24 protein-coding genes and 1 riboswitch are annotated in these 26,400 nt (G+C 50.5%); of the genes, 23 read left to right on the plus strand and 1 reads right to left on the minus strand.

Annotated elements, in window-relative coordinates; genetic code table 11:
* The first annotated feature begins 11 nt into the window (after nt 1–11).
* The 20 genes from SBI19_RS11515 to opp4C all read left to right on the plus strand — a co-directional run bounded on the left by SBI19_RS11515 (nt 12) and on the right by opp4C (nt 22,212).
* The gene (locus SBI19_RS11515; protein WP_317968153.1) at nt 12–986 is read left to right on the plus strand and encodes an aldo/keto reductase; all 975 of its coding nucleotides are present in this window, start codon (nt 12–14) and stop codon (nt 984–986) included.
* A 366-nt stretch (nt 987–1,352) separates the two neighbouring features.
* A complete protein-coding gene (locus SBI19_RS11520; RefSeq protein ID WP_317968155.1) occupies nt 1,353–1,895 on the plus strand; it encodes a DoxX family protein in 543 nt (180 codons plus the stop codon).
* A gap of 267 nt (nt 1,896–2,162) precedes the next feature.
* A complete protein-coding gene (locus SBI19_RS11525; protein ID WP_317968271.1) occupies nt 2,163–2,825 on the plus strand; it encodes a copper amine oxidase N-terminal domain-containing protein in 663 nt (220 codons plus the stop codon).
* A gap of 647 nt (nt 2,826–3,472) precedes the next feature.
* The gene (locus tag SBI19_RS11530) at nt 3,473–8,686 is read left to right on the plus strand and encodes a rhamnogalacturonan lyase family protein (RefSeq protein WP_317968157.1); all 5,214 of its coding nucleotides are present in this window, start codon (nt 3,473–3,475) and stop codon (nt 8,684–8,686) included.
* Nucleotides 8,687–8,938: 252 nt separating this feature from the next.
* Nucleotides 8,939–9,139, plus strand: coding sequence for a cold-shock protein CspD (gene cspD, locus SBI19_RS11535; protein ID WP_317968159.1), 201 nt, complete (start codon nt 8,939–8,941; stop codon nt 9,137–9,139).
* A 92-nt stretch (nt 9,140–9,231) separates the two neighbouring features.
* Nucleotides 9,232–9,444 carry a cold-shock protein gene (locus tag SBI19_RS11540; protein ID WP_317968161.1) on the plus strand — a complete coding sequence of 71 codons (213 nt, stop codon included), beginning with the start codon at nt 9,232–9,234 and terminating at the stop codon, nt 9,442–9,444.
* Between the two features lie 275 nt (nt 9,445–9,719).
* A complete protein-coding gene (locus SBI19_RS11545) occupies nt 9,720–10,352 on the plus strand; it encodes a TetR/AcrR family transcriptional regulator (RefSeq protein ID WP_317968163.1) in 633 nt (210 codons plus the stop codon).
* 74 nt (nt 10,353–10,426) lie between these two features.
* On the plus strand, nt 10,427–11,245 hold the full coding sequence (locus tag SBI19_RS11550; protein ID WP_317968165.1) for a substrate-binding periplasmic protein: 819 nt from the start codon (nt 10,427–10,429) through the stop codon (nt 11,243–11,245).
* A gap of 75 nt (nt 11,246–11,320) precedes the next feature.
* Nucleotides 11,321–11,965, plus strand: coding sequence for an amino acid ABC transporter permease (locus SBI19_RS11555; RefSeq protein WP_317968167.1), 645 nt, complete (start codon nt 11,321–11,323; stop codon nt 11,963–11,965).
* Nucleotides 11,966–11,986: 21 nt separating this feature from the next.
* Complete coding sequence (locus SBI19_RS11560) at nt 11,987–12,733, plus strand: amino acid ABC transporter ATP-binding protein (protein ID WP_317968273.1); 747 nt, start codon at nt 11,987–11,989, stop codon at nt 12,731–12,733.
* 28 nt (nt 12,734–12,761) lie between these two features.
* Nucleotides 12,762–13,184 (plus strand): OsmC family protein, encoded by a 423-nt coding sequence (locus SBI19_RS11565; RefSeq protein ID WP_317968169.1) that lies wholly within the window; start codon nt 12,762–12,764, stop codon nt 13,182–13,184.
* Between the two features lie 201 nt (nt 13,185–13,385).
* Nucleotides 13,386–13,895, plus strand: coding sequence for a hypothetical protein (locus SBI19_RS11570; protein WP_317968171.1), 510 nt, complete (start codon nt 13,386–13,388; stop codon nt 13,893–13,895).
* A gap of 29 nt (nt 13,896–13,924) precedes the next feature.
* A complete protein-coding gene (locus SBI19_RS11575) occupies nt 13,925–14,422 on the plus strand; it encodes a GNAT family N-acetyltransferase (RefSeq protein WP_317968173.1) in 498 nt (165 codons plus the stop codon).
* A gap of 519 nt (nt 14,423–14,941) precedes the next feature.
* On the plus strand, nt 14,942–15,805 hold the full coding sequence (locus tag SBI19_RS11580) for an alpha/beta fold hydrolase (RefSeq protein WP_317968175.1): 864 nt from the start codon (nt 14,942–14,944) through the stop codon (nt 15,803–15,805).
* 2 nt (nt 15,806–15,807) lie between these two features.
* Nucleotides 15,808–16,581 carry a DUF1684 domain-containing protein gene (locus SBI19_RS11585; RefSeq protein WP_317968177.1) on the plus strand — a complete coding sequence of 258 codons (774 nt, stop codon included), beginning with the start codon at nt 15,808–15,810 and terminating at the stop codon, nt 16,579–16,581.
* A 169-nt stretch (nt 16,582–16,750) separates the two neighbouring features.
* Nucleotides 16,751–18,385 (plus strand): ABC transporter substrate-binding protein, encoded by a 1,635-nt coding sequence (locus tag SBI19_RS11590; RefSeq protein ID WP_317968179.1) that lies wholly within the window; start codon nt 16,751–16,753, stop codon nt 18,383–18,385.
* 44 nt (nt 18,386–18,429) lie between these two features.
* On the plus strand, nt 18,430–19,434 hold the full coding sequence (locus SBI19_RS11595) for an ABC transporter ATP-binding protein (RefSeq protein WP_317968275.1): 1,005 nt from the start codon (nt 18,430–18,432) through the stop codon (nt 19,432–19,434).
* Nucleotides 19,427–20,299, plus strand: coding sequence for an ABC transporter ATP-binding protein (locus SBI19_RS11600; protein WP_317968181.1), 873 nt, complete (start codon nt 19,427–19,429; stop codon nt 20,297–20,299). Before SBI19_RS11595 ends, SBI19_RS11600 begins: the two co-directional genes overlap by 8 nt.
* A 21-nt stretch (nt 20,300–20,320) precedes the next feature.
* Nucleotides 20,321–21,295 carry an ABC transporter permease gene (locus SBI19_RS11605; RefSeq protein ID WP_317968183.1) on the plus strand — a complete coding sequence of 325 codons (975 nt, stop codon included), beginning with the start codon at nt 20,321–20,323 and terminating at the stop codon, nt 21,293–21,295.
* Entirely contained in the window at nt 21,292–22,212 is a 921-nt protein-coding gene (gene opp4C, locus SBI19_RS11610) for an oligopeptide ABC transporter permease (protein WP_317968185.1), read from the plus strand. The genes SBI19_RS11605 and opp4C overlap by 4 nt, the downstream gene beginning before the upstream one ends.
* Before the next feature lie 70 nt (nt 22,213–22,282).
* On the opposite strand, the gene SBI19_RS11615 is transcribed toward opp4C, so the two are convergent.
* Nucleotides 22,283–22,954, minus strand: a complete 672-nt coding sequence (locus SBI19_RS11615; protein ID WP_317968187.1) for a stalk domain-containing protein — start codon at nt 22,952–22,954, stop codon at nt 22,283–22,285.
* A gap of 124 nt (nt 22,955–23,078) precedes the next feature.
* On the opposite strand from SBI19_RS11615, the gene SBI19_RS11620 reads away from it, so the two are divergent.
* From SBI19_RS11620 to SBI19_RS11630, 3 genes are all read left to right on the plus strand, one after another.
* Complete coding sequence (locus SBI19_RS11620) at nt 23,079–24,065, plus strand: DUF4003 family protein (RefSeq protein ID WP_317968189.1); 987 nt, start codon at nt 23,079–23,081, stop codon at nt 24,063–24,065.
* 88 nt (nt 24,066–24,153) lie between these two features.
* Complete coding sequence (locus SBI19_RS11625; protein WP_317968191.1) at nt 24,154–24,807, plus strand: M48 family metallopeptidase; 654 nt, start codon at nt 24,154–24,156, stop codon at nt 24,805–24,807.
* A gap of 163 nt (nt 24,808–24,970) precedes the next feature.
* A riboswitch (cobalamin riboswitch) is annotated at nt 24,971–25,187 on the plus strand.
* A 187-nt stretch (nt 25,188–25,374) separates the two neighbouring features.
* Nucleotides 25,375–26,364 (plus strand): ABC transporter substrate-binding protein, encoded by a 990-nt coding sequence (locus SBI19_RS11630; RefSeq protein ID WP_317968193.1) that lies wholly within the window; start codon nt 25,375–25,377, stop codon nt 26,362–26,364.
* Nucleotides 26,365–26,400: the final 36 nt, after the last annotated feature.

Genomic DNA, 26,400 nt, shown 5'->3' on the forward strand with positions numbered 1-26,400 from the left:
AGGACCACACAATGACGAACACACTATTATCCAAACGGCCGCTTGGCAATACCGGTTTGCTCGTAACGCCGCTATGCATTGGAGCCGCACCGCTTGGCGATATGCCGGAGACCTTTCAATATGGTGTGCCGGAAGAACAGGCGCTGGACACGCTTCGTGCTGCCTTCGAGAGCTCGATCAACTTTCTAGATACGGCTGCAGCATACGGCAATGGCGAGAGCGAGCGGAGAATCGGCAAAGCGATTCAAGCAAACGGCGGACTTCCGGCAGGTTACGTATTGGCGACTAAAGCCGACCGCGACTTGACGACCGGCGACTTTAGCGGCGAACAGATCAAACGATCGATCGAAGGAAGTCTCGAGCGTTTAGGTCTTGATCGTCTGCAATACGTTTATATTCACGATCCCGAACATACCACCTTCGAAAATATTATGGGACCCGGTGGTGCTCTAGAGGTACTGCGAGATTATCGCGACAAAAGAGTTATCGATAACATTGGTATTTCCGGCGGTCCGATTGATATGCTGATTCGATATGTCGAAACTGGAGCGTTCAGCGCTGTAGAAACGCATAATCGATATACGCTGCTTAATCGATGTGCCGAACCCTTGCTTGATGTTGCAAGTCGTATGGGCGTCGCCGTCATTAACGGCGCGCCTTATGGCAGCGGCATATTGGCTAAGGGTCCGGATGCCTATGCGCGGTACGCCTATAGCGAGGCTCCGACAACCGTATTGGAACGGGCGCGTTCGTTCGCAAAGGTGTGCCAGGAGTATAACGTGCCGCTGGCCGCTGCGGCGCTTCAATTCTCCCTTCGCGATCCGCGGATTGCCAGCACCGTTATCGGCATGACCAAACCGGAACGGGTAGCCCAGACGATAGAACTCGCGAATTACCCGATTCCTGCTGAGCTATGGCCGGCGCTTGAGGTCTTCGGTTACGATGTAACCGATCCGGAAGCAAATCGTTTTGATCCTGCGGAGTAAGTTTTAAGCAGCAATATCGACAGAGAGCAAAGGCATCTCCAATAAGTGGAGGTGCCTTTCGCATGTTTTAACCTTGAGCAATGGGGGAACAGAGCTGGGATGCCAACACATCATAATTTAAGAGGATGTGATTTAAATCACATTCTTTTCCGCCGAAGCATGCTAAAGTAAAGGTGTAAGGAGAAGAGATACATAGCAGAGCAAAGAAAGGAAGGATATATCATGAAACATCCATTTGCGAAACGTTCTCGGTCGGAGCGATCCAGCCTCTCGGCAATCCCAGTTTATCGAGTAAGTCGAAGGTTATCTTTTTTATAGAAACTTACGTGAAAAAAATCACAATAATAATAATCGGAGATGATTGTCATGTTAGCATGGATTAGGGCGAATAAATACGTTGCGATTCTTATGATCTTCGTTCGTGTCTACCTCGGTTACCAATGGATCGAAGGGGGCTGGCACAAGTTGACGGGCGGATTCGATGCTGCTGGGTTCCTGAAAAATGCAATCGCGAACCCGATCGCCGACAAAACGACGCATGAACTGGTTTACCCGAACTTTGTATACTTCATCGAGCACTTCGCGTTGCCGAACGTAAAGCTCTTTAACATCATCATCCCGATCGGCGAATTCCTCGTCGGCGCAGGATTGATTCTCGGGGGATTAACCGCCGCGGCAGCCTTCTTCGGACTCCTAATGAACTTCATGTTCATGTTCGCCGGAACGTTGAATACGAACCCATGGTTAGTCCTTATCGGAGTGATCGTACTCTTCGCAGGCACTAACGCAGGCCGCTATGGATTGGACTACTACCTGCTCCCACTGCTGCGCAAAGCACTCAAACATAAGAAGCCAGGTGGTAGAGGCGGCGAAACAATGACTCCTGCCGGAACGGCAAATGCTCATTAACCTAACAGCTTCAAACACAAAGCGAAGAGAGCCTCCTCGTGGAATCCATACGAGGGGGTTCGCTTTTTTCATGAGACGGGGAATCTATAAGAGCAACAAAAGAGTGAAATGGAACAAAATGTATAAATTGGTTCTCTGGTTCGAATTACTATATTGAAGACATATAGTAGGATGATTATGCGCAAGCAAATTCAGATCCTCTTTCGCGATGCGAATTAGTTATGCAGTGAGTTCAAACAGGGAAAGGATGGTGTCTAGTTGAGAACAATGATGAAGATGTGGGTAATGATGTTAGGCCTATTGTTGTTCACCACGAGTTTCGCCGGTATTGCTTCCGCTGATAATGGACTAGAACTTCGCCTTATGATTAACGGCAAGTATATTACTGATGCACAGCCCGCAAATAAGGATGGCAGAGTTCTCGTTCCCATACGGATCATCAGCGAAAAGCTTCATGCAACTGTTCAATTCACAGCTAAGAGTCAGCCTATCATTATCAAAAGCGGTGACGATACCGTACAATTTACGATCGGAAATACGCAAGCCTATGTCAATGGCGAGTCTATCGAGCTTGATGTACCGGCTATGGTTATCGATGGACGCAGCTATGTTCCGATTCGCTTCGTTGCGCAAGTACTAGGCACGGACGTCAAATGGGAGAGCTTCGCTCAGGTAGTTGCTGTCGAGGAGAAACATGACGCAAGCGAGAAAGTGTTGGATGTTCAGTCTGCTCAGGCTATTGTACATAAACAAGTAGGCAGCGACGTGACCGTTGAAGCGGACGGTACGCAATTCATTCGTTTCTACAGATTCATTGTATCGGATGAGTATGTGGAGTATGAGGATCGATATTTGGTTGACATGTACACGGGCGAGTTATTCGCTTACTCCCCGGATGCAACGATGTATAGCTTAAATCCAATGAAGTAGTTCAAGATCACAACTTAGCATCAACTCTACGAGTCAGGTCACTTTCAATAGTGGCCTGACTCATTTTGTGTTCAACATAACATTTCGTTTCTGCACTGGGGGGTTATTCCGACGAGTAGTACTTATTTGGCATCGGATATTCGTTGGTGTACAAGATTGTGCAAGGTGACGATGCAAAGCCTGATACGCCTGTGTTTGTCACCTCGACTTTCCTTAAGCATCAAACAAATTTCCGATACAGTCGGCTAATGATACCTGTAAAGTTTCTATTCATTTATTAGCAAGCGCGAAGGAATACCCCAAGCATTTACAAGATGTTGCAGGCATCAAGGCGCTTCTAGTGAAAGCGATTTCACTTTTGCTTATAACTATCATTTTTGACACAAAATCAAAAGTGATAACGGCAATCAATAGCCATGATTTACCTCGAATTCGGCGAGAGACTATAATCCAGACATATCCTTGTCACGGTAAGAACATCTATATCTGGTTGCGTATACCCCTAAATTAAAGCGAGGTGAAGGAAATGCTGTAAGCGCTTTACTTCAATGTGAAAGCGCTTTATTCATGGGGTGATCGGAGAATGAGCTTTCTGCGGCGGGACTGGCAACTCTCAACTTTATGCTTTGCTACGAGGAGTGAAGTGAATGAAGAGAAGGCTTAAGAAGTACGTGTCTGTGCTTCTCACGGTATCGATGGGATTAACGCTTATGCCTACTTTGGCTTTGGGCGCAGAAGGAGACGGCGGTACTCCGCCTGTCGTTTTGACACAAGTAGGCGATGTATTGGATTTTGAAGACGGGCAGCTGCTAGGCACAGTAACCGGTGCCCCGGCATCGACAGGCACGGGGTCAATTTCGATAGCGGATTTTGACTCCAAAGTGCTTCGCGTTCAGCCTCCAGGAATAGATGCCGATTCGAGCACGGCCAAACAAGCAAGTTATTGGTGGACGCTTCCCCTTAATAGCGGCGAATATGATCTAACCGGCAAAGATAAGGTGGAGGTAACCTTTGACTGGTGGGTTGACATTACCCGGCCTAGCGCAAACTCGCTGGATGTCCGCCTTAACGACGGTACGGAGCAACTTGTAACCCTTCGAACTGCCGGAGGCGGCACGAATGCGAACTCACCGGCGACCGTATCCTTCTACACCGGCAACATGGCGGCTAGCAACGCTCCAGTAATTGGAACTGCTACTAACGCGCTAACTAATGTGCCGCGCCTGACCAAACTGAAAGCAACCATCAATGTCGATCTTCTGAGACAAGAGGCATCAATTGGCGTGACGGACGGCGGTACATTGGTATATACCTCGCCGCAGCCGCTAGCAATTGGCTCTGATGAGCTGACCAGCTTAAGCATCGGCGCAAGCCGGGCAAGCGGGCAGAACTGGGCAAGGTTTAACGCGGTTACCGGCGTGGATTGGGATGAAAGCACTTATGGTATGCGCGTTGATAATATCATTTTCAAGGCTGCAGCATCCGGTGGCGTCAAACCGATCATTAACCCAACCGAAATTAACGTATCTCCAACGTCCGCTAACTTGGAGTATGGAGAAGGTTCGCTTGCAGACAAGCGTTCCGCTACGTTCAGCGCGGTTGCAATGCCTATTAACGCAGCTGATCGGACGTTCACATGGTCGATCAGCGACAATACCATCGCTGCTATAGCCGTAAACCCAGATAACAGCGTGACGGTTACGGGTGTTGGAGCAGGCGATGCTATTCTTACGGCAACGTCTAATATGGATGGTTCCATTAAGGGCAGCGTGCCGATCAATGTCAAATATGTCCCGGCAATTACGGAGCCTACGCCGGACTTTTCCGCCCTCCTAGCGCAAGGATACACGCAGCGATTCGGAAGCAATTTCTCCGCTGACGATGCAACCCCGCTATGGATATTTGCTGGCGGCACATACCATAAGCTTGAAAGAGAAAGCACTCCTCAAATCAATAATTATTTCAGATTCGACGCGTCTGGCTCAGGCAACCGCGGCGGTAAGGGAGATCTGCCGTACGCGGTTTCCGGCAGTAAGGTATATGTGAATTTGGACTGGAAGGTTCCAGCGGTTACGACCGACCAGAATACGTTTAACTTAAGCTTCCAAGATGGATCCAATACGCTGCTGAGCTTAAGAACAGGCACCATTAGAAGCAACGGCACAAGAACGATCGGCATATTCACGGGGGCATTGCCAGGGCCAACCGGAGCTGGACCAACTTATTTCTGGGACAGTGGCCGTTACCATGCTTTCTCTTATAACACGGTTAATATCTGGTATAAGGTAGGCGTAGAGTTTGATTTTGCTACGATGCAGGCTACGGTTTCCCTTGTTCCGAGAGATAATGCGCAAGCGGTGCCGTCAGTACTGACGATTCCTTTCGAGGGAAGCCAGATCAGCTCCTTCGTTCTTACAGGCGAGCGTGCAGGCGGGAATAACGTCGGCGTTGTTGATAATGGCGTTGATAATCTGTACTTCTTTACTAAACCGCCTTTAGCGGACACGATCACAGAAGTGGTGCCGTATGACTTCTTGCCTGAGCGTCCGGCAACGGCAGACAACAACACATGGCAGAGCTGGTATAAGACGGTTTACATCGGAGATGTAGCTGATGAGGCTGGTCTTAATCTGCCGGCCAAAGTTGAGGTCAAGCTGGCGGACGGAAGTACCGCCGATGTAGACGTAACTTGGGCACTTACGGAAGCGCCATGGGCCGCACCAGCTGCGCCATTGGTTTACGATCCGAATAAACAAGGCGTATTCTCCTATGTAGGAACGCTTACGAATGTTCCGGGCGTAGCAGTCAACCGAATGGGAGTCAAAGCGAAGCTTTACATCGAGAATCGCCCTAAGAGCAAAGCGACTTCCGATCCGATCTCCATGGAGTGGCTGGATAGAGGGGTAGTAGCGGTTCCGAAGAATAGCGGAGGCGGCATCCTTGTAACATGGCGATTGCTCGCTTCAGAATATAACAAGGGCTTGACTTTTAACGTGTACAGAAACGGCGTTAAGGTCAATACCTCACCGATTGCTGCACTGGATTATGTAGACGCGAGCGGTAAAGCTGGAGACCAATACGAAGTAGAGACGATAAGCACCGGCGCAATTAGCCAATCCGCAACGGCTTGGGCTAACAATTATATTGATATTCCATTGCAGAGACCGGCGGATCGTACAAACCCTGCTGTTGCTTACGGAGCTACAACCAGTGCGGATCCAATTACCTATACCGCTAACGACACTTCCGTAGCGGATGTTAACGGCGATGGACAGTATGAAATTCTTGTGAAGTGGTATCCTTCACAGGCTCAGGACCCGGGTCTTACAAACAGACACACAGGCGAAACGATATTCGACGCCTATACGCTTGAGGGCAAGCTGCTGTGGAGAATCAATCTGGGCATCAATATCGTGTCCAGCGCGCATCACAGCCCGTTCAATTTCTATGATCTGGACCAGGATGGCAAAGCAGAATTTACGGTTAAAACAGCTGACGGAACGAGAGGATACCTTCCGAAAGCAGACGGTACGATCAATGATCTGACAGACACGCCGGCTTGGGTATTGGGAGACGCTAATGCAGTATGGGTAGGCGGTCTTCAAAACCCGGCAAAGGGTAACGCTGTCAACAATACGGCGCTTGGCCGAGTTGCATCCGGGCCGGAAACGATTACGGTATTCAACGGCGAAACCGGCGCACCGATCGATACTCATGATTATTTTGCACCGTATAGCATAAATCCCAACTGGGGCGACACCAACAACAACCGCAGCGACCGCTTCAATGGTGCGGTAGCCTATATGCCTAAAGGTGGCGTACAAGGCGCGGAGCCTTATCCTACGATTATCGAGGTACGCGGTCACTACGGTCCGCATTATGCAGCAGCTTATCAGTATATTGGCGGTAAAATCGAGGAAGTTTGGACGTTCAAGCTAGCAGATTGGAACGCCGGCAGTAATCAGGGCAACCATAACTTACAGATTGCTGACGTGGATCATGACGGTTATTCCGAGGTTGTGCTTGGCGGCGTCACTTTAGACCATGACGGAACGCTATTGTGGAGCACCGACGGCACAAGAGGAACCGCCGCTGCAGGGCACGGCGACGCACTGCATGTAGGGGCAATGGTTCCAGGCAGCGACGAGATCTATGTATTCCAGCCACATGAAATGGGACCTCCGAACAATGTAACCTTGGTGAAGGGCACCACAGGCGAGCCGGTATGGACGTATGCAGCAAACATGGGCGATGTTGGACGCGGCGTTGCGGCGAATGTAACCCCTTTGCCAGGTTTCGAGGTGTGGGGTATACAGACGCCTATGTACAATATGTTGAGCGGCGAGGTTATTACAACCGATGTCGGCGGCATTGGCGTAGCTAACAAGGCTCCTGTTAACTTTATTCTGTATTGGGACGGAGACCTGCTCAGCGAGTTCTTCGATGGACCGGATAACGCAACGACAACAGGCGCGCCATCCATCACGAAGTTTAATTATGATGTGGTAACCGGCAACAGCGAGCTTACAACGCTTCAGGCGTTGACAGGAACCTATTCCAACAACGGAACGAAGGCGAATCCAAGTCTGATCGCCGATATCTTCGGGGATTGGCGCGATGAGGTTCTTGTTCGCACCAGCGACAATAACTCTCTCCGAATCTACACGACGGATATTCCGACGGACAATGTCATTTACACGCTGATGCATGATCCGCAGTATCGTCTGGCGGCGAACTCGCAGAATGCAATGTACAACCAACCGGAGCATCTGAGCTTCTACCTGGGTGAAGACATCCGTGATGAGGTTCAGGCTATGGAGCTTCCGGTGCCAAATACGTTCTATACGGTAGAGAATTCTACGCTATCGGCAGCAACGGCAACGTACTATACGGATGCTAGAGCCGACATCACGGTGACGGCAACATTAAACGGCAACACGCTTACCGGAATCAAGAAGGGCAACACCGCACTTGCAAGCACAGATTACAGCCTCGCTGCGGCAACTTCGGATGGCAAGCAAGTGATTACGATTAAGAACAGCTATTTGGCAACACTGTCGAATGGTGATGTCCTGACCGTCTTATTCAGCGAAGGTGGATCTGCGACACTGAAGATTACGGTGACGACGCAATATACACCGATCCCAGTGACGCCGACGAATCCAGGCACCACACCTGTTGAAGGTTCTGAGACAGATCCAGGTGATGGAACAGAGACGCCAACGTCAGAGAAACCGGTACTGAACGGCGACATCGCCAACGCAGAGCGGATCAAGGCTAAACTGCTGGAAGCACTGCAGGCAAATTCGCCGATTAACTTCTCCGACGTGCCGAAGACGCATTGGGCTGCCAAAGCAATCGAATATGCTTCGCAGCTAGGTATTGTCGAAGGCAATCCTAACGGCAATTTCAAAGGTTCGAGCAATGTAACGCGGGCTCAATTCGCTGCGATGATCGTTCGTGCGTTAGGGATTGATACGACAGGTGAGGAAGGTTCCTTCTCCGATACCAATGGTCACTGGGCGGATGCCTATATCAGAGCATTGCATCGTGCAGGTGTCGTGAACGGCACAGGCAATGGAGCGTTTAATCCTAACCAAGAGATTACACGCGCTGAGATGTCTGCAATTCTGGCTCGTGTGCTAAACATGAGCGAGGCTAACGGAGCATCGCAATTCTCCGACATCAGCGGGCATTGGGCTGCTGCCGACATCGAGCAGCTTAGCCAAGCGGGCATCGTGAACGGTGTCGGCGCTGGTAAGTTCGCACCGAACGATACAGCAACTCGCGATCAGTCGGTAGCGATCATCATCCGCATGCTGAACATCGTGCTTGATCTCGGTCTAGATCTCGATCTGTAAGATAGCTATGTAGCTGTAACGAAAAGCCTCTCGGCGAATTGACCGAGAGGCTTCTCGCTTTATAGGTCACCTTAAACTTGGTATTAGCTATTTAAGGCGTGGCGTGATATGATGGGTATACAAATGTCGTGACTAAATTCACATCTCGTAGAGGGTTATTTCTTTGAGGCAATAACCTTGTACGATATGTGAATTTTTTATTTCTCCTCGAATAAGAAGGTCATGTAAATATAAATGAAGGTGGTCATTCAATTGGAAAAAGGTACAGTGAAATGGTTCAATGCAGAAAAAGGTTTCGGTTTTATTGAAGTAGAGGGCGGCGGCGATGTATTCGTACATTTCAGCGCAATCACTGGCGACGGCTATAAATCTTTGGATGAAGGCCAACGCGTTGAGTTCAACATCGTGCAAGGCAACCGCGGTCCACAAGCCGAGAACGTTGTAAAACTGTAGGTTAGGACTTCAAGCAGGCCCCGAACGAACATTTCGTTTGGGGCATTTTTTATCGCTTCATCTATTCCAAGGAGAGAAAGAGGGATGCACAATTGTATTATTCTCGAAAAAGACCGACTGAAGATATACCGCAAGTGTCAACGCCCATATGGTCTTGTACAGATGAAAACTGTCGTGGATGGATGAGAGATAATTTTGTTTTCTCCAGCGTTCCCGTATGCTCCATATGCCAATCCGAGATGGTCAGGGACGAGAAAATGCTGGCAGTGGTTGTCAATACGAGCCCTATCCAGAGTAAGCAGTGAATGTGAACTTCCCCACTAGAGATCAGTAAGCCTAAGCTCAAATAGAGATCCGCAGCTGAATGAGGTTGTGGATTTTTATTTGAGCTTTTTTATACGACGGTTGCAGGCGGATAAATTGCCCATCGATGATGAAAACTAATGCTGCTAGAGTAGGACGACGGTAGGCGCTCGCACGACTCGTTGTACATAAGTCAACTTGACAATACTTTATAAATCCGATAGGATTTAAAAAAACTAACTGACTGACGAGTCAGTCGGGTGGAGTGGAGAGACGAATGAGCGGAGAAAACGACTCATCAAACGCCAATGAGCGAAGAGAACTTGTGATGCAGATTGCGCTTAGGCGGTTCGCGAAGGATGGGTATCATGCTACGAAGATATCGGATATTGTCGCTGAAGCCGGCGTAGCGCAAGGGACCTTCTACTGGTACTTCAAGAGCAAGGAAGCGGTCGCGCTTGAGATTGTGAAGGAAGGACGGCAACAACTTCTGGACGTCATTGCTCAAGGCTATCGTCGAGATATAGGGACTGTGCAGGATATGGTTCAAGCGTCGGAAGCGCTGTTGACCAGGCTGTTTCAATTCGCAGAATCGAATGCTGCGTTAATGGAACTGCTGCTTGGAGGCGGAGGAGGCGTAGCCGAAGCCGTGCGGCAGGCAATTGCTGAGACTCGAGCAGCAATGGAGAATGCGTTCGTTCAGAACATTCGTCGTGCCATTGAGCTGGGCATGCTCCCTGAAGAGATCGACGCCGAGATAAGGGCAGCGCTCATCATGAGCTTGATCGAAGGCATCATCTCGCGGTGGTTGTTCCGAATCGTTCCATCGGAGAGTATCACGTCGAAGTCGGCCGGACAGCTAGCTTATGAGACGGCCCGATTTGAGTTCTTCGGATTGCTTGGCATCTAGTGCACCCGTACATGCAAGTTACGCTTGGATATAAAGAATCGATATATAGATAAAATGGGGAGAGGGAAATCTCAATGTTGAATAAATCGAAAAAATCGTTGTTTCTCACCGTATCTGTCGTCATGTTGTTCGCACTCGTGATCACCGCTTGCGGCTCTAAATCCGGTGGCTCGGATAAGCTGGACCAAGTGAAGAAAGCCGGCATCATTAAAGTAGGTTTAATGGGTACGTACGCCCCTTACAATTTCCTGAATGATAACAAAGAAATGGACGGCTTCGACGCTGATATCGCGAAAGAAATTGCGAAGCGCATCGGTGTCGAGGTTGAATTCGCTCCGCAAGATTTCTCCGGTCTGATTCCTAGCCTGAAGGCGGACAAGATCGATGCGATCATTAGCCAGGTGACGATCACTGACGAGCGTAAAGAGCAAGTTAATTTCTCGCAGCCTTATATCCGCAATGACGTGAAGATTATCGTTCAAGAGAACAATACTGCAATCACGAAACTTGAAGATTTCAAGGGTAAAAATATCGGAGTAGGCCTTGGCACGAACGACGAGTCCTACCTGCGCAATGAAGTGCTGCCTCAAGTTGGCGACTTTACGATCAAGACTTACGATGATGTCATTACTTCGCTTCAGGACCTGGATTCAGGCCGAATCGACGGCACGATCAACAACCTGTATGCATTGAAACCGATTGTCGATAAGAATGGCTTCAAGATTAAAGCAGTTGGAGAACCGATCAAATCCGACGAAGCGGGCGTTGCCGTCAACAAGGGCAACACAGAACTTCTCGAAGCCATCAATAAGGCGCTTACGGATATGAAGGCGGATGGCGCGTACAATACGATTTTCAAAAAGTGGTTCGGCGAAGAGCCAGCCTCGGAATAAGAAGCGGGAAGGTTTAGGGTCATGACGTTGCTAACGTCATGGCCCTGCGATTAGAAAAAGGGGATTTGAGTGTTCATGAGCCTTCTATGGGATAACATGCCCTTCTTGCTCAAGGGTGCCTACTATACGCTGCTGGTCACTGTTGTATCCATGTTCTTCGGGCTCATCCTCGGCATGATCATCGCCATTGCCCGGTTGAAGGGGAACCGTCCAATTCGCTGGCTGGCACGCTTTTATGTATCGATCATTCGCGGCACGCCGGCTTTCGTTCAGCTTCTTATCGTTTATTACGGGCTTGTGGATTACGGCATTACGCTCGGGCCGCTCACTGCGGCGTTCGTGGCATTAAGCATTAATGTGAGCGCCTATTTGTCCGAGACGTTCCGTGGCGCGATTCAATCGATTCCGAAGGGGCAGACCGAAGCAGCCTATGCGACGGGAATGACATCGTGGCAAGCGCTCAGAAGGATTGTCTTTCCACAAGCTGCACGAGTGGCGATCGCACCGATCGGCAACACGTTTATCGGGATGCTCAAGGAGACGACGCTTGTCTCCGTCATTACGGTAACGGAGCTGCTCAGATCCGCTCAGCTGCTGGTTGCCCAGTATTATGTGTACATGCCGTTCTATCTAGGGATTGCGGCGATGTATTGGGTGATGAGCACCGTATTCTCAGCCATTCTGGAATCCATCGAGAAACGGCTGTCCAAAGTTTATTAATATCGGGGCGTGTACCGAATGATGATACAAACGAACGGACTGTCGAAGTCCTTTGCTAGCGTCGAAGTGTTGAGAAGCATTGATCTGAAAGTCGCGGCGCAAGAAATCGTCGTCCTTCTTGGACCAAGCGGGTCTGGCAAGAGCACTTTGCTGCGCTGCCTGAACGGGTTGGAGCAGCTTACTGGCGGATCGGTGGAAGTCAATGGCATTCAAGTGGATTCCGCTATGCCGGCCAGCAAGAAGAAAGCGCGTTTCAATGAGATTCGTCGCAATACGGGAATGGTGTTTCAACAATTCAATCTGTATCCGCACAAAACGGTGCTTGGCAATGTGATCGAGTCGCTTCTGGTCGTTAAGAAGATGCAGCGGAAGGAAGCAGAGCTTATCGGCATGCAAATGCTGGAGCGGGTCGGTCTGGCGGGCAAACGGGACGAATATCCTTCCCGGTTATCCGGCGGACAGCAGCAGCGCGTTGCTATTGCGCGTGCGCTTGCGATGAAACCTTCCGTCATGCTATTCGATGAGCCGACCTCGGCGCTTGACCCTGAGCTCGTTGGCGAAGTGCTTGAGGTCATGAAGCAGCTGGCCAAGGAAGGCATGACGATGGTGGTCGTTACCCATGAGATGAAGTTTGCGCGGCAGGTGGCTAACCGGGTCGTATTCATGGACGGCGGGCTGATTGTGGAGGAACAGGAACCGGACATTTTCTTCAACAATCCACGATCGGACAGGGCAAGAAAGTTCTTAAATCAGCTCAATAAGCATTAATCATACGAATGAAAGCGGGTTACAACCTATGAAAGTGATGACGACTTGGAACGGCAAACGTTTGTTTACTTCGGTCGGAGATTCCGGCTACCCAGTCCAGATGGACGCTACTCCTGCGTACGGAGGCGACGGCAAGGGCGCTACGCCTATGGAGCTGGTGCTGGCAGGTCTGGCCGGCTGCATCGGCATTGACGTCACGATGATTCTGAATCAATTCCTTGATTCAATCAAACATATCGACATTGAGGCCGACGGCGCCCGCAAGGAAGAAACGCCGACGAGCTTTACGGCTATCGAACTAATCTTCCGGATCGACGGAGACATTCCAGACTATCGGGTGTGGAAAGCGATCGATATGGGCAGCAAGAAGTATTGCGCCGTGTCCGACTCGCTGAAAGCTGATATCAGCTATAGACTCGTCCTTAACGGCGTTGAAGTTCCGCATCCTTGATTGGCGCTTGAGTCCTATCAACGTAATATTTCGAAATCACTACCAACCCCGACCGCATTAGGTCGGGGTTTTTGCTATCTTGGAATATCTCGTTTATGTGACGGATAGTAGAAAAAAAGATAGGAAAATATTAACGGAATTAATAGTCAACGAGGTAAAAATACCCTATAATGGTACAAAAGAAATAGGAGTTTGGACGCTATGTACGAATCGTTTGCCGTTTGTGCGACCGAGATGTATCAACGGAAGTACATCGACTTTTTGTTGACTCATTATGAGGGTTTAAGACTGCCGTTTCCTTTTCCTGTCGCGTTCGGCTTTATTGCGAGTCCCATTCTTATGGAGAATGAAGGCTTCTTGTGCTTGGATGACGATGGGGAAGCTGTTGGTGCATTCAGCTATATCCACGGCACTGGCGAAGGTAACTATGAGGATCGACATATTGTACAGCTTCAGGTTGCTTACCTAGCAGAGACGCATAGATGCACGAAATTGTTCCTTCAAGGGCTGCATACACTTGCGGAGCATTTGAACGAGCTGGGCGAAGAGGTATCGGAGCTAGTATTTTGGACGGGGACGGATGACTATACGACAAGGCTCTTCGGGAAGTTTGCCGAGCGGACAAGCATAGGGGAGTCGGTCATCGAGTACCGGGTTGCGCTGGATAAGCTAAACGGCTACTTGGCAAAGTTCAAGCGCAAATTGCCATGACACTGCGTTAGAGCAAGGAGGAATGAGTAGTGGGACGTCTCTACGCGACACCATGCAAGCGGGATAAGGATTATGCGAGATTCGCCAGCTACTATATCGAGCACAGCCACGAGTTTGACGAACATTATCCTTTTCAAGAGGCGATTGTGCATCTGGTTGTCTCATTGCACGAGAGTCGGATTCATTTGTTTGATGACGAGAATGGTAAGCTGCAGGGCTTTATTCAATATCGTTACGAGGCAGATCAGGATACGGTATTTATAGAATCTAGCATTGTATCGCCCGCATATCGCAGCGGCTACGCTTTTTATAGAGGCTTCGGAGATTGGCTGCGTCAAGTTATAGAGGAGGTCAAGGATGTTCGCTCAGTCCGACTCCATGTGCGAGCAGACCATGGCTATCTCAACCGATTGTACGCCAAGTTTGCTAAGCGAATAGGCGAGAGGGAGAGCAATGGCCGATTAGTGGCTGTGTACGAGTCAGCATGCGATGATCTAAGGCGGTATTTAAGACTCGACACCTTATAACCGGATATTAAGTAAAGGAGGTGACAAACTATGTATCCAGCGAAACCCGATATTAAAGAAGTCGTGAAGGGCAGCGGCTTTGGCCGCATCATCCTTGACGCTCTGAAAGCAAACGAGCAAGTAAGAACTTCCGCAGCAGCAGCGAAATAATCGCTAGCCAGCGCAATGGGGGCTGTCCCAACTGTCATCTCGTATGACGTTTGGGACAGCCCCTTTCTATTTTCACAATGCGGTTCATATCGGCCTATTCTATCTGCTTAACAATTAACGAGATACGTTATTCAGGAATTGTATATTTGATGATATAAAATTGTAGTTGGACGGTGGCTTGTAAAAAATAAAACCCGATCATAAACGATCGGGTTTTATTATAATTATTCCCAAATAAAGTGTATAGCTAGTTTATTCACTAATTATAATGTTACATTATCTTAATATACCTTTGTTGACCTATATGAATTCGCCATGGATAATTGTGAAAGAATAATCTTATTTAGAATGAATAGAGGTGTGCATCTTTTGTTTGCAACTGTGAATGGAACCCGTTTGTACTTTGATGTTGAAGGATCCGGCTATGTACCAGTGGGAAGCTCTATGGTGAAGCGTCCGGTTTTATTCGCCGTTCATGGCGGTCCGGGAAGCGATCACTCCGACTTCAAGCCTTGGTTGACGCCGCTGATTGAACATATGCAAATCGTATACTTAGACCTGCGCAGCAATGGACAATCGGAGAGAGTTGATCCGGCCACTTGTACGTTAGAGCAATTAGCTGACGATATTGAAGCGCTGCGGATTTACTTGGGCTTCGATCGCATTCATTTGCTTGGTCATTCGTTCGGAGGAATGGTCGCGCAAGTGTACGCAAGCCGCTATCCGGCTTCCCTGGAGAAGCTTCTGCTTATCTGCACAGCACCGAGCAAGGAGTTCTATCCTGCAGCGCTTGAGTTCGCTAGTCGGGTCGCAACGCCGGAGCAGCTTCGCGTTATCCCTGAGTTGTTCGAGGGTCGAGTCGAGAATGAGGAGCAGCTCATCGCGTGGTGGGATATCAACTTCCCGCTGTACTTCCACGTGAAGGATGAGCAGTTGATGATGGAGACCGGCAATCGTCCGATTGGATCGCTTGAGGTTGCGAATTACACGTTCAAGCACTTCATACCCCAATATGATGTACGGCCGAAGCTTCCAGCCCTCTCAATGCCTGTGCTGATTGTAGCTGCCCGCTATGATTGGATTACGCCGGTGTCTCAATCCGAGGAAATGCACCAATTGATTCCGCAATCGGAGCTGATCGTGTTCGAGGAGAGCGGACATATGCCGTTCATTGAAGAGCATGATGCTTTCATTCGCAAGTTAGTCGACTTCGTTGTTAGAGAGGGTGCCTAACGATGATGCCGCTAGAGGAATGGAGAGCCTATCGCCATCAATCGGTCATTGGTCCCCAAGGTGATCTGGCATTGATTCTTCTTCAGAATATCCAGGGACCAGCACGTATCGATGGCATACCGGGCCTATGGGCTCCTCGTACATCGGCGAACTCCGGACTCCAGTTGACGGCGTCAATCTCGGATGGCATTGCCATAGATGGCCGTCCAGTCGAGGGCACCATCACGCTGGAGACGGATGTGACGGTCGTGCAATTCTCGGAAACGCGGAGTGCAATGGCGACAGAGCAGCCTGGATCCGAGCATCTGCTGGCGGTATGGGATACGCGGATTGATGCGGTGCAAAGCTTCGAATCGATCTCGGCCTACCCGTATGACCCGGCGTGGGTAATCGAAGGCACTTATGTTGCAGGCGAGCAGGGTCAGACGGCTTCCTTCGCTCATATTGCCGATCAAGAGGGCAGCTTGCGTCATCATCAGTCACCGGGCGATATCCAGTTTGAGGTTGCAGGCGTTTCCTACCGTATGACGCCTTTCGCATCGGGTGAATCGCTCATCATCATCTTCGGTGACCTGACGAATGGTCAAGAAACGTATGGACTGGGGCGTATGGTATTGGTTACGGTTAATAGCGACGGGTCCGTCGTTCTTGACTTCAATCGGGCATTCCTGCCGTCTTGTGCCTTCTCGCATCACTTTAACTGCCCGATTCCGCCACGGCATAACCGTCTGCCCTTCGAAGTGAAGGCAGGAGAAAAACAAGTCGTTCATCGTTAAGCTTGTCTCATTCATTCAATGATAGAGGTTATGACGGGGGAATGTCACCCGTCCTCTTTTTTTGACATATATTCGACAAACTTCGATGTATATTGACAAATCTTCAAAAACATTCGATACTCAGATAAAGCCAATAAGATTAATAGGATTAATATAAGGAGTTGTAACCATGTTTACTAGAAAAGGCATGAAGATGTCGTTAATGCTAGTGTTCGCTGCTCTCTTAGTGATGTTGACTGCTTGCGGCGGCAGCGATACGGACAGCAATAACGCAGAAACGGGCAGCACGTCTGCATCGGACGGCAAGAAGGTCGTCAATATTGGAGTAACTTATGCGCCAAGCGGCATCAACCCGCTCGCTCCAGTAGGTCTGGTATCCACTTATGTTGCAGGACTCATGTTCCCGCCGCTGGTGGAGCTTGATTCGGATCTGACGTACAAGCCGATGCTGGCGGACTCGATTGAGACGACAGACAACAAGACATTCACGGTTAAGTTGAACGAACAAGCCAAATGGACGGACGGAACGCCTGTAACGGCTGACGATGTTATTTTTACACTGAAGCTGATGACAAACACGGCTGTTGCTTCCAACTACGCGTATATGTTCGCCATTATTGAAGGTCTTGATGATTCCGGCTACCTGCCAGAAGGAACGGCCGACATCGCTGGCGTGAAGAAGGTTGATGAGCATACGCTCACGCTCACGACCAAAGCACCGACGACGCTTAACATCTTTAAAGATACGATCGGAAGAAACCTAATGACGCTGCCGCAATCCGCATTGAAGGATATTGCGCCTGCAGACATCAACAAGAGCGATTTCATGCAGAAACCAACGGTAACGAGCGGTCCGTTCAAGCTGACAAGCATCGATCGCGATCACTACGTTACGATGGAAGCGAACAAAGATTACTTCAAGGGCGCTCCGAAGCTGGAGCAATTGAACTTCAAAGTGCTGCAAGGCTCCGCGATCTCCACTCAACTTCAGAGCGGCGAGATTGATATGAACATTCCTTCTGCTGGCGTTATCCCGATCAACGACTATGAGAAGGTCAAAGGTCTGAACAGCGTAACGACGGTAGATGGACCGCCGATTGCAACGCAATTCATGTACATTAACGAGAAAGTTGTGCCGGACGCGAAGCAGAGACAAGCGATCTCCTATGCGATGAACCGCGGTCAGATCGTCGATAAGCTGCTGAAGGGTGCGGGCGAGGTTGTAGACGGTTACTTCACAAGCTACAGCCCATATCGTGACGAGACGGTACAGCCGGTTGCATACGATCCGGAGAAAGCGAAGAGCCTGCTGCAAGAATCGGGTTGGAAATCGGGCAAGACGTTGACGCTGTCGGTGCTTTCCGGCGATGCGACGCTCGAGCAGGCATCCAATATTATTGCTGAGAACCTGAACGCAGTAGGCATCCCTGTCAAAATTCAAATGCTGGACCTCGCAACGCTGATCGACAAGCTGGTGAAGATGGATTATGACCTGGGCATTCTGACGGTATCCTTGACGCCGATCAACCCGCTGCCGGACATTGCGTACTTCTTGAATGAAGGCAATCCGAGCGGTTACAAGAACGCTGAAGCGGAGCAAATTCTGGCTTCCTTGGGCGCAGAGACGGACGAAGCGAAGATCAAATCGGATTACGCGAAGCTGCAGCAAATCGTAGCGCAAGATGTGCCGATGCCATCGATTTATGCAACGAAAGCGCTGGGCGCTGTGAACAATCGAGTAACGGGCGCAACGCCGAAAGACTTCGGTATGTTCATTAACGTCAATGAGTGGGATGTTAAATAAACTTTCGTCAAGCCGGCGAATCCGTCAGTAAGGGGGTAGTCACAATAGAGAACGTTCTAGATGTCAGTCAATTACGGACGGTATTCGAGACGGACCGAGGGCAAGTCGTTAGCGTCGACGATGTGAGCTTCTCGCTGAAGGCTGGGGAAGTATTGGCTATCGTAGGCGAATCCGGCTGCGGCAAAAGCGTTACGGCACTATCCATCATGCGGCTGTTAGGCAAGAACAGCCGCATCGATCATGGAGACATCGTTCTGGACGGCGCGAGCCTGTTGGAACTGAATGAGAAGCAGATGCAGGGGATCCGAGGCAATCGGATCTCTATGATTTTTCAAGAGCCGATGACTTCGCTCAATCCGGTCTTTACGATTGGATACCAGATGATCGAAGCGATCCGGCTTCATACCGATCAAGATAAGAAGCAAGCTAGCGCAAGCGCGGTCGAGATGCTTAGGAAGGTTGGCCTGCCGCGTCCTGAGCGAATAATGAAGGACTATCCGTTCGCCTTGTCAGGCGGTATGAGACAACGTGTCATGATTGCAATGGCGCTCGCATGCAAGCCGAAGGTGCTTATCGCGGACGAACCGACGACGGCACTGGATGTTACGGTCCAGGCGCAGATCATCCGGCTGATGAAGGAGCTGTGCGCGGAAGCGGACACGTCGATTATCCTCATTACGCATGATCTAGGCGTCGTTGCCGAAATCGCCGATCGCGTACTCGTTATGTATGCGGGGCAAGTGGTCGAGGAGACGGACGTCTTTACGTTGTTCGATCGTCCCGGTCATCCCTACACACAAGGTTTGCTAAGGTCCGTTCTCCATCTGGATGCGGATAAAGATGCAAGGTTAGTATCCATTCCTGGGTCCGTTCCGACGATGTACCAGTCATTGGAGGGGTGTCGGTTCCATAATCGCTGCTCATATGCAACTGAACACTGTCTCAGCCATCCGCCGACGCTTGAAGCGACGCAGCAGGGACATTGGACTCGCTGCTGGGAAGCAGAAGCGGTAGCAAGCAGCGACAATCGGGAGGAAGCTCATGAATAATTACGAGGCTGCCAGCAACCCCTCAGTCCCACTGCTTGTTGTTGAAGGACTGAAGAAGCACTATCCGATCCGCAAGGGGTTGCTCAACCGCGCGGTTAGCAGCATTAAAGCGGTAGATGGCGTCGACCTAACGATTATGCCAGGCGAAACCCTCGGGTTGGTCGGAGAATCCGGCTGCGGCAAGTCGACGATCGGCCGCTCCATCGTTGGGCTTGAGAAGCCGACGGAGGGGCGGATTTTGTTCGAAGGAACGGAGATCTCCTCTTTGTCTAATCGGGAGATGACAAGTTTTCGATCGAAGCTGCAAATTGTGTTCCAAGATCCGTATTCATCATTGAACCCCCGCAAGTCGATCGAAGATCTTCTCGCTGAACCATTGCTCGTGCACCGTATTGTGCCGAAGAGCGAAGTGTCGTCGGAAGTCGACCGGCTGCTTGAGATCGTAGGGCTTCCACGGACGAGCAAACACCGGTATCCGCATGAATTCTCAGGCGGCCAGCGGCAGCGGGTCGGTATTGCCCGGGCTTTGTCGCTGCGGCCGAAGCTGATCGTGTGCGATGAGCCGGTGTCTGCGCTGGATGTATCCATTCAAGCGCAGGTCATGAATCTGCTGAAGGATCTGCAGCAAGAGTTGAACCTTACGTATTTGTTTATTGCCCACGGTCTGGGCGCAGTCAAATACATGAGCGATCGAATTGCGGTCATGTATATGGGGAAGATCGTGGAGATCGGGACGGCGGAAGAGCTGTTCCGTAACCCGCAACATCCCTATACGAAGAAGCTGCTGGGTGCCTTCCCGATCGCCAATCCGCGGCTTCGGCACAACGCGCGAGCTGTACTTCAGGACGATGCGAATAATTATTGATGAAGATCCGGGGTGTTTGTTTTGCTTAATTACGTAATACGACGGATCCTGATTGCCATTCCGGTTCTGTTCGGGGTAACGATCATCAACTTTATCATTATGAGAATGGCGCCGGGCAGTCCTATCGACATGCTCGTCAGTCCGAAGCTTCCTGCTGCGGCGATCGAAGCGAAGAAGGTTGAGCTGGGGCTCAACTCGCCCGTATACGTCCAATATTATCACTGGCTGAAGAACCTCGTACTTCACGGGGACCTAGGCTATTCCATGATTACGTATGAGTCCGTAACGAAGATGATATGGAGCCATATGGGGCCAACCGTACTGCTGATGGGAACGGCGCTTGTCCTTGGTGTAGCGATTGCGATTCCGCTTGGCGTTCTAAGCGCGACGAGACAATATTCCAAGCTCGACTATACGGCAATGACGGGATCGTTCTTGGGCATATCGGTTCCCAGCTTCTTCTTGGGTCTGGGTCTCATCTATGTATTCTCGCTTCAGCTGCATTGGCTTCCTTCCAGCGGCATGACCGAGTTGGGCGGCAGCGGAGGAGTGGCGGATGTATTGCGGCATATGATCCTGCCTGTTATCGTGCTGACAGCTAGCGTTGCGGGACGAAACGTTCGTTACGTACGATCGAGCATGCTGGAGATTATGGGGCAGGAGTATCTGCGAACCGCGCGTGCCAAGGGATTAAGAGAATTCCTTGTCGTTAACCGCCATGCAATGCGCAATGCATTGATTCCGATTGTAACGGTGCTGGGCATGGAGATTCCGATACTGTTCGGAGGCGCGGTCGTCATTGAACAGATTTTCTCCTGGCCGGGCATCGGGCAGTTGACGCTGTCTTCGATTATGAGCCGTGATTACTCCACGATTATGGGACTTAATCTTGTAGCGGCTTTCGTCGTCATTCTCGCCAATTTGTTGACGGACGTTCTATATGCCTTGGTCGATCCTAGAATCAAATACAGCTATCAAGGAGCGGCCAAATCATGAATCTATTCAAGCGGTATTTCATTCGGCGATCGGAGCCCGCAGTTGGCAGCGATCTAGTATGGACTGAACGTGACGGCAGCTCCAAGGGCATGTTCCTGATTCGCTTCAAGCGCCATAAGCTGGCGGTAGCGGGGTTCTTCGCGTTATGCATCATTGCATTGTGCGCAGTGCTTGCCCCATTCATAACGGCCTATGCGCCAACGACCGTAACCGATTCCTTCGGGGAAGGGCCTTCCTGGAAGCATCCGCTCGGGACAGATTTGGTCGGACGGGATATGCTCAGCCGTCTCATTTATGCGGCAAGAGTTTCGTTAGCCGTCGGCATCGGTGCAGTGGCGATCTCCGCTGCCATCGGGACGGTTCTCGGACTGATTTCCGGATATATTGGCGGCTGGATTGACGGCATTATTATGCGGATTACGGACATCTTCATGTCGTTCCCTTATATCATGCTTATTCTGGTCGTATCCAGCATTGTGGGGCCGGGTCTGCTGAATATTATTCTGATCTTAGGTGTGCTCGGCTGGCCGGGCGTCGCTCGTCTCGTTAGAGGCAACGTGTTATCGATTAAGCAGATGGACTATGTAAAGGCAAGCGTCGTGCTTGGCTTCCGTATGCCGCGTATTCTGTTCCAGCATATTCTTCCGAATACGGTAGCGCCGATTCTGATCTACGCGACTTCCGGCGTAGCGTTAGCCATTCTCGACGAAGCGGCACTGAGCTTCCTCGGACTTGGCGTTCAGCCGCCTACGCCAAGCTGGGGCAATATGCTGGCAAGCGCTCAATCGCTTACCGTATTGCTCAGCCAATCCTGGTTATGGATTCCGCCGGGCGTGCTCATCATTATTACGGTATTGTCCATCAACTTCATTGGAGACGCGCTTCGGGATACGCTTGACCCTAAGAATAATAAATAGCGCCACGTCGAGTAACAGCCAACTATAGAAGCCCTGTCCAATGGACAGGGCTTTTAGCTTGCACCTAAGTTTACTTGTAGTAAGAAGTCGTCAGCGGAACGAACATGCTGCCGCCGTCTTTTACATCCGCGTAAATATACAATTCCTCTACGCCGCTAATGTTAATCTCGAACGTTTTCAACCCTTCGCTGACGGCAACCGTATCGATCTCGAGGTCGATGGAAGTGTCTGAGTCCTGTACGAAGAATCGCTCGATGTCTTTGCCGATCGCCGCTACTTGCAGGTACAGCTTCTGGTATTTGCCCTTCGGATAGAGCATGAAGCTGCTGGATCGATTGCCGCTTAGATTGTTGAAGAAAACATCCTTGTAATCTTTGCCGTTGTAACTCGTCAGCTCAGGATCCTTCGTGCGATGATCGCTGCCGAAGCTGTCGGCGATCGGAATGCCATCGACCTTCTCGCCGAGCAGAATCGTATTGGTCTTGCCGTCATATTCAATGGCAACGCCTAATGCCTTGGAAATGGCCCGTACAGGAAGATAGGTGCTGTTGTTGTAGGAAATTGGGGCTAGAGCGGCGCCTTTGTCGTTCTGAGGTTGAAACGGCTTCCCATCCACCTTGAATTTCATCGAAGGGTCCAAATACGCTTTGATCTGTTGAAGCTTCGTACCTGCATATACGCCAGCGCTGGTGCTCGCTAGCAGAATAGCCGCGGCTCCGGCTGCAATCCATTGTTTCTTCATACCGTCACTTCCTCCCGACTAATGCATGGTTTCAAATTGGAAAATTCCAGTTAATATTGTACATAGAATATTGCAATTGTAAAATGATTCCAAGGACTTATTCGCTTATAGAGGAGAATAGAGCATGAAGGAGAATAGAGAACGGCTCTCGTTGTTCGTGGAGAACGCTGGCGCGATGAAGAAGGGATTCGCCTGGCATCATGGCATGGTGAACCGGTTGGCCGCACTGTTGTATGCCGTCGAGGATAAACAAGTCGATATAGCCGCCATTAAGGACAATATGGATCGAATCAAGAAGAACACAGGCATGTTTTCTTCGTTCAGAGGCAACGTTAGTTTTGCTGCTCAGCTAGCGCTCTCCGATGAGCCCGATACGCGTCTGCTTCATGCACTGGATGTCTTTGATCTGTTGAAAAATGTGAAGTTCCGGTCATCGCCTTACCTCCCGGTCGCTGCGTACCAGATTGCTGCCCATTCCACGAAGGATCAATTCGCGGATGTGGTCGCAAGAGCCAAGGCTTTCTACACCGCGATGAAATCGAATCATCCTTACCTGACGGGGCAGGATGACTATATCTATGCCGCCATGCTGGCGCTGTCGGATATTGAGGTCGAAGCGGGAACCGCTCGAATGGAGCAGTTCTACACCGAATTGAAATCTGAGCTGCGCCGAGGCAATGCCTTGCAAGCCTTAACCCAGGTGCTGGTGCTAGGAGCGGGAGATGAGGAGCCGGCAGCGCGGGTGCTGAGGCTGAAAGATGCTTTTCGTTCCAGGGGAATCAAGATGGATCGATCAGATACGTTGTCGTCCATAGGTGTACTGGCGCTGCTTCCTAGTGAGGATGGCGAGCTTGTCGAGAATCTGGTGCAAACGTTCGAATGGCTGCGGACGCAGAAGGGGTTCGGCAGATGGTCCGTCACAGAACCCGAGCTTCTGCTCTACTGCACTGCTTTGGTCGCGTATCAGCATGTGCAAGAGCTGTCCAGCCGTGTCTCGTTTACGACGCTCAGCACGAGCTTGACGAACATTCTGATCGCTCAGGAGGCGGCAATGACGGCGGCGGCAACGGCATCTGTAGTAGCTGCATCGTCTTCGTCCTCGTCAGATTGATTGGCACGGAGGCTGCATCGGTAGACGGATTTCTACTGCACGCACAGCCGCTACCCGTCGTCGCAGCTTTTGCGCTATAATAGGGCCTATGCATATTCAACAAGATGAACGAATCATACAATTCCACGTGTCCTATGGACAGCGGAACAAGTTATCCATCCATGTCGACCCGACGGGATTGGTTACCGTGAAGGCGCCGAACGGCACCAGCGAAGAGCTGATCGTGCGCGCCGTGCAGCAATATGGGAAGCAGATCGCGGCGCAGCTTGATGCAATCGAGCGGGCGCGCGATGTGTCGCATATCCGAGAGTATGAGGATCATGGCAAATTCCTTCACCTCGGCCGCTATTACACGCTCGATGAACTGATTGATACAGCGGCAGCAAGCGAGGAGGAGCTTCGACTGCGGCTAAGGAAGTTTTATTTTGCCAGCTGCAAGAAGGTTGTTCTGGAACGAATTACGGGATACCAGCGACAGTTGAAGCTGATGCCCAAATCGATCGAAATCGTCGAGTCGGCGACCAAATGGGGCAGCTGCAGCTCGAGTAAACAGCTAACGTTCAACTATCGTCTAGCCATGGCTCCGGTCGATGTGATCGACTATGTCATCGTGCATGAGCTATGCCATCTCAAGCATATGAATCACGACCGCTCCTTCTGGCGGCTCATTGGGAGCATTATGCCCGATTATAAGGAGAAGGAAGCTTTCCTAGCTCGATATGGGCAGGCGATGACGCTCTAGCTGTATGGTATTTAATAGAAGATGATGTCGTCGCTTTAGTTCGATAGGAGAAGAGAATATGAATTTGGACCGGCATGTTACAATTGCTTGTCAATCGGCCGAACCGCCTTCCCAGTTGCGCAAGTCTCGGTTATAATGAGTGGGAGATTTTGCGTAAAACCATCATATTTTTATGCCATTAGGTGCCTTGTCGGTCTTCAAGAGCTGTTAGCGCTCAAGGGGACTGCGCAGGGTTAAAAGGGAAACCGGTGCAAATCCGGTGCGGTCCCGCCACTGTAATACGGGGACGACCTCGAAGTGCCACTGTTCGTTATCGAATGGGAAGGCGAGGAAGTCATGAACCCGTAAGCCAGGAGACCTGCCTAATCGGTACGCCAATGAAGCTCCTTCGCGGAAAGGATCGGTCGATCAGGGCAGACGCTTTTGTCTGTTTGCTTGTTTATTTTCCTGATTTGTATCGCCTTGTTTCCTTATGGAGACAAGGTTTTTTTCGTTGTATGGCCTTTCATGAAAATGGATCGGACTGTGCGCATTCTCGCCATTACAATCGGTAAGGGGAAGAGAAGAATGCAACGTATTTTACTAGTTTTGATGTCAGCTATGCTAGCTGTGATGTTGGCGGCATGCGGAGCGGACAAGAGCACGGAAACCAAAGGGAACGCGGATGCGGTTTCGAACGCGACGTCAGAAACTTCACAAGAACAGACAGAGCAAGCCAAGAGCACGGTCTATCCGCTTACGGTGAAGGACGCATCGGGCAAAGAAATCACGTTCGAGAAAGCGCCTGAGAAAATTGTATCGACTTCGCCGGCAGAGACGGAAATGTTGTTCGCGCTCGGCTTGAACGACCGGATCGTAGGCGTATCGGACTACGATGACTATCCGGAGGAGGCGAAGAGCAAAACAAAAGTCGGCGGCGTAGTCGAGCCTAATGCAGAAGCGATCGTCGCTGCGGGATCTGACCTTGTCGTGTCCGGCATCTCGATCAGCGAAGAGGCGCTCGAGCATCTGAACTCGCTTGGTCTGAAGGTGTTCGCGTCGAATCCGAAATCGGTGGACGATGTGCTGAGCGAGATTCTGTTATTGGGTCAAATCACGGATAAACAGCCGGAAGCGGAAGCGCTGGTCGGACAGATGAATGCGGACATCCAGAAGGTGAAGGATGCGGCGGCGACCGTTAAGGATAAGAAGAAAATGTACATCGAGTTCTCGCCGGGCTGGACGGTCGGCAGCGGCGAGTTCATGGATGAACTCATCACGCTGGCAGGCGGCATCAATATCGCGTCGGATGTGGCAGGCTGGTATCAGATCAATGAGGAGCGAATCGTCGCCGACAACCCGGACGTTATTATGTATACGCTGGACGGAATGGACAACGACAGCGGCAAAACGATCGATCAGTTGATCTACAGCCGCACGGGTTGGGACCAGATTAAAGCGGTGAAAGACAAGCAGGTAATCGGCGTTGACGGCAATTTGCTGTCCCGTCCAGGCCCGCGGATTACGCAAGGTCTGCTTGCAATCTCGAACGCGCTTTATCCTGGAGCGGTCAAATAACAAGCGATCAATGGTAGATGCAGAGGAGGAGCCGAG

It is taken from the genome of Paenibacillus sp. CCS19 (assembly GCF_033239625.1).
Lineage (GTDB): Bacteria > Bacillota > Bacilli > Paenibacillales > Paenibacillaceae > Paenibacillus_T.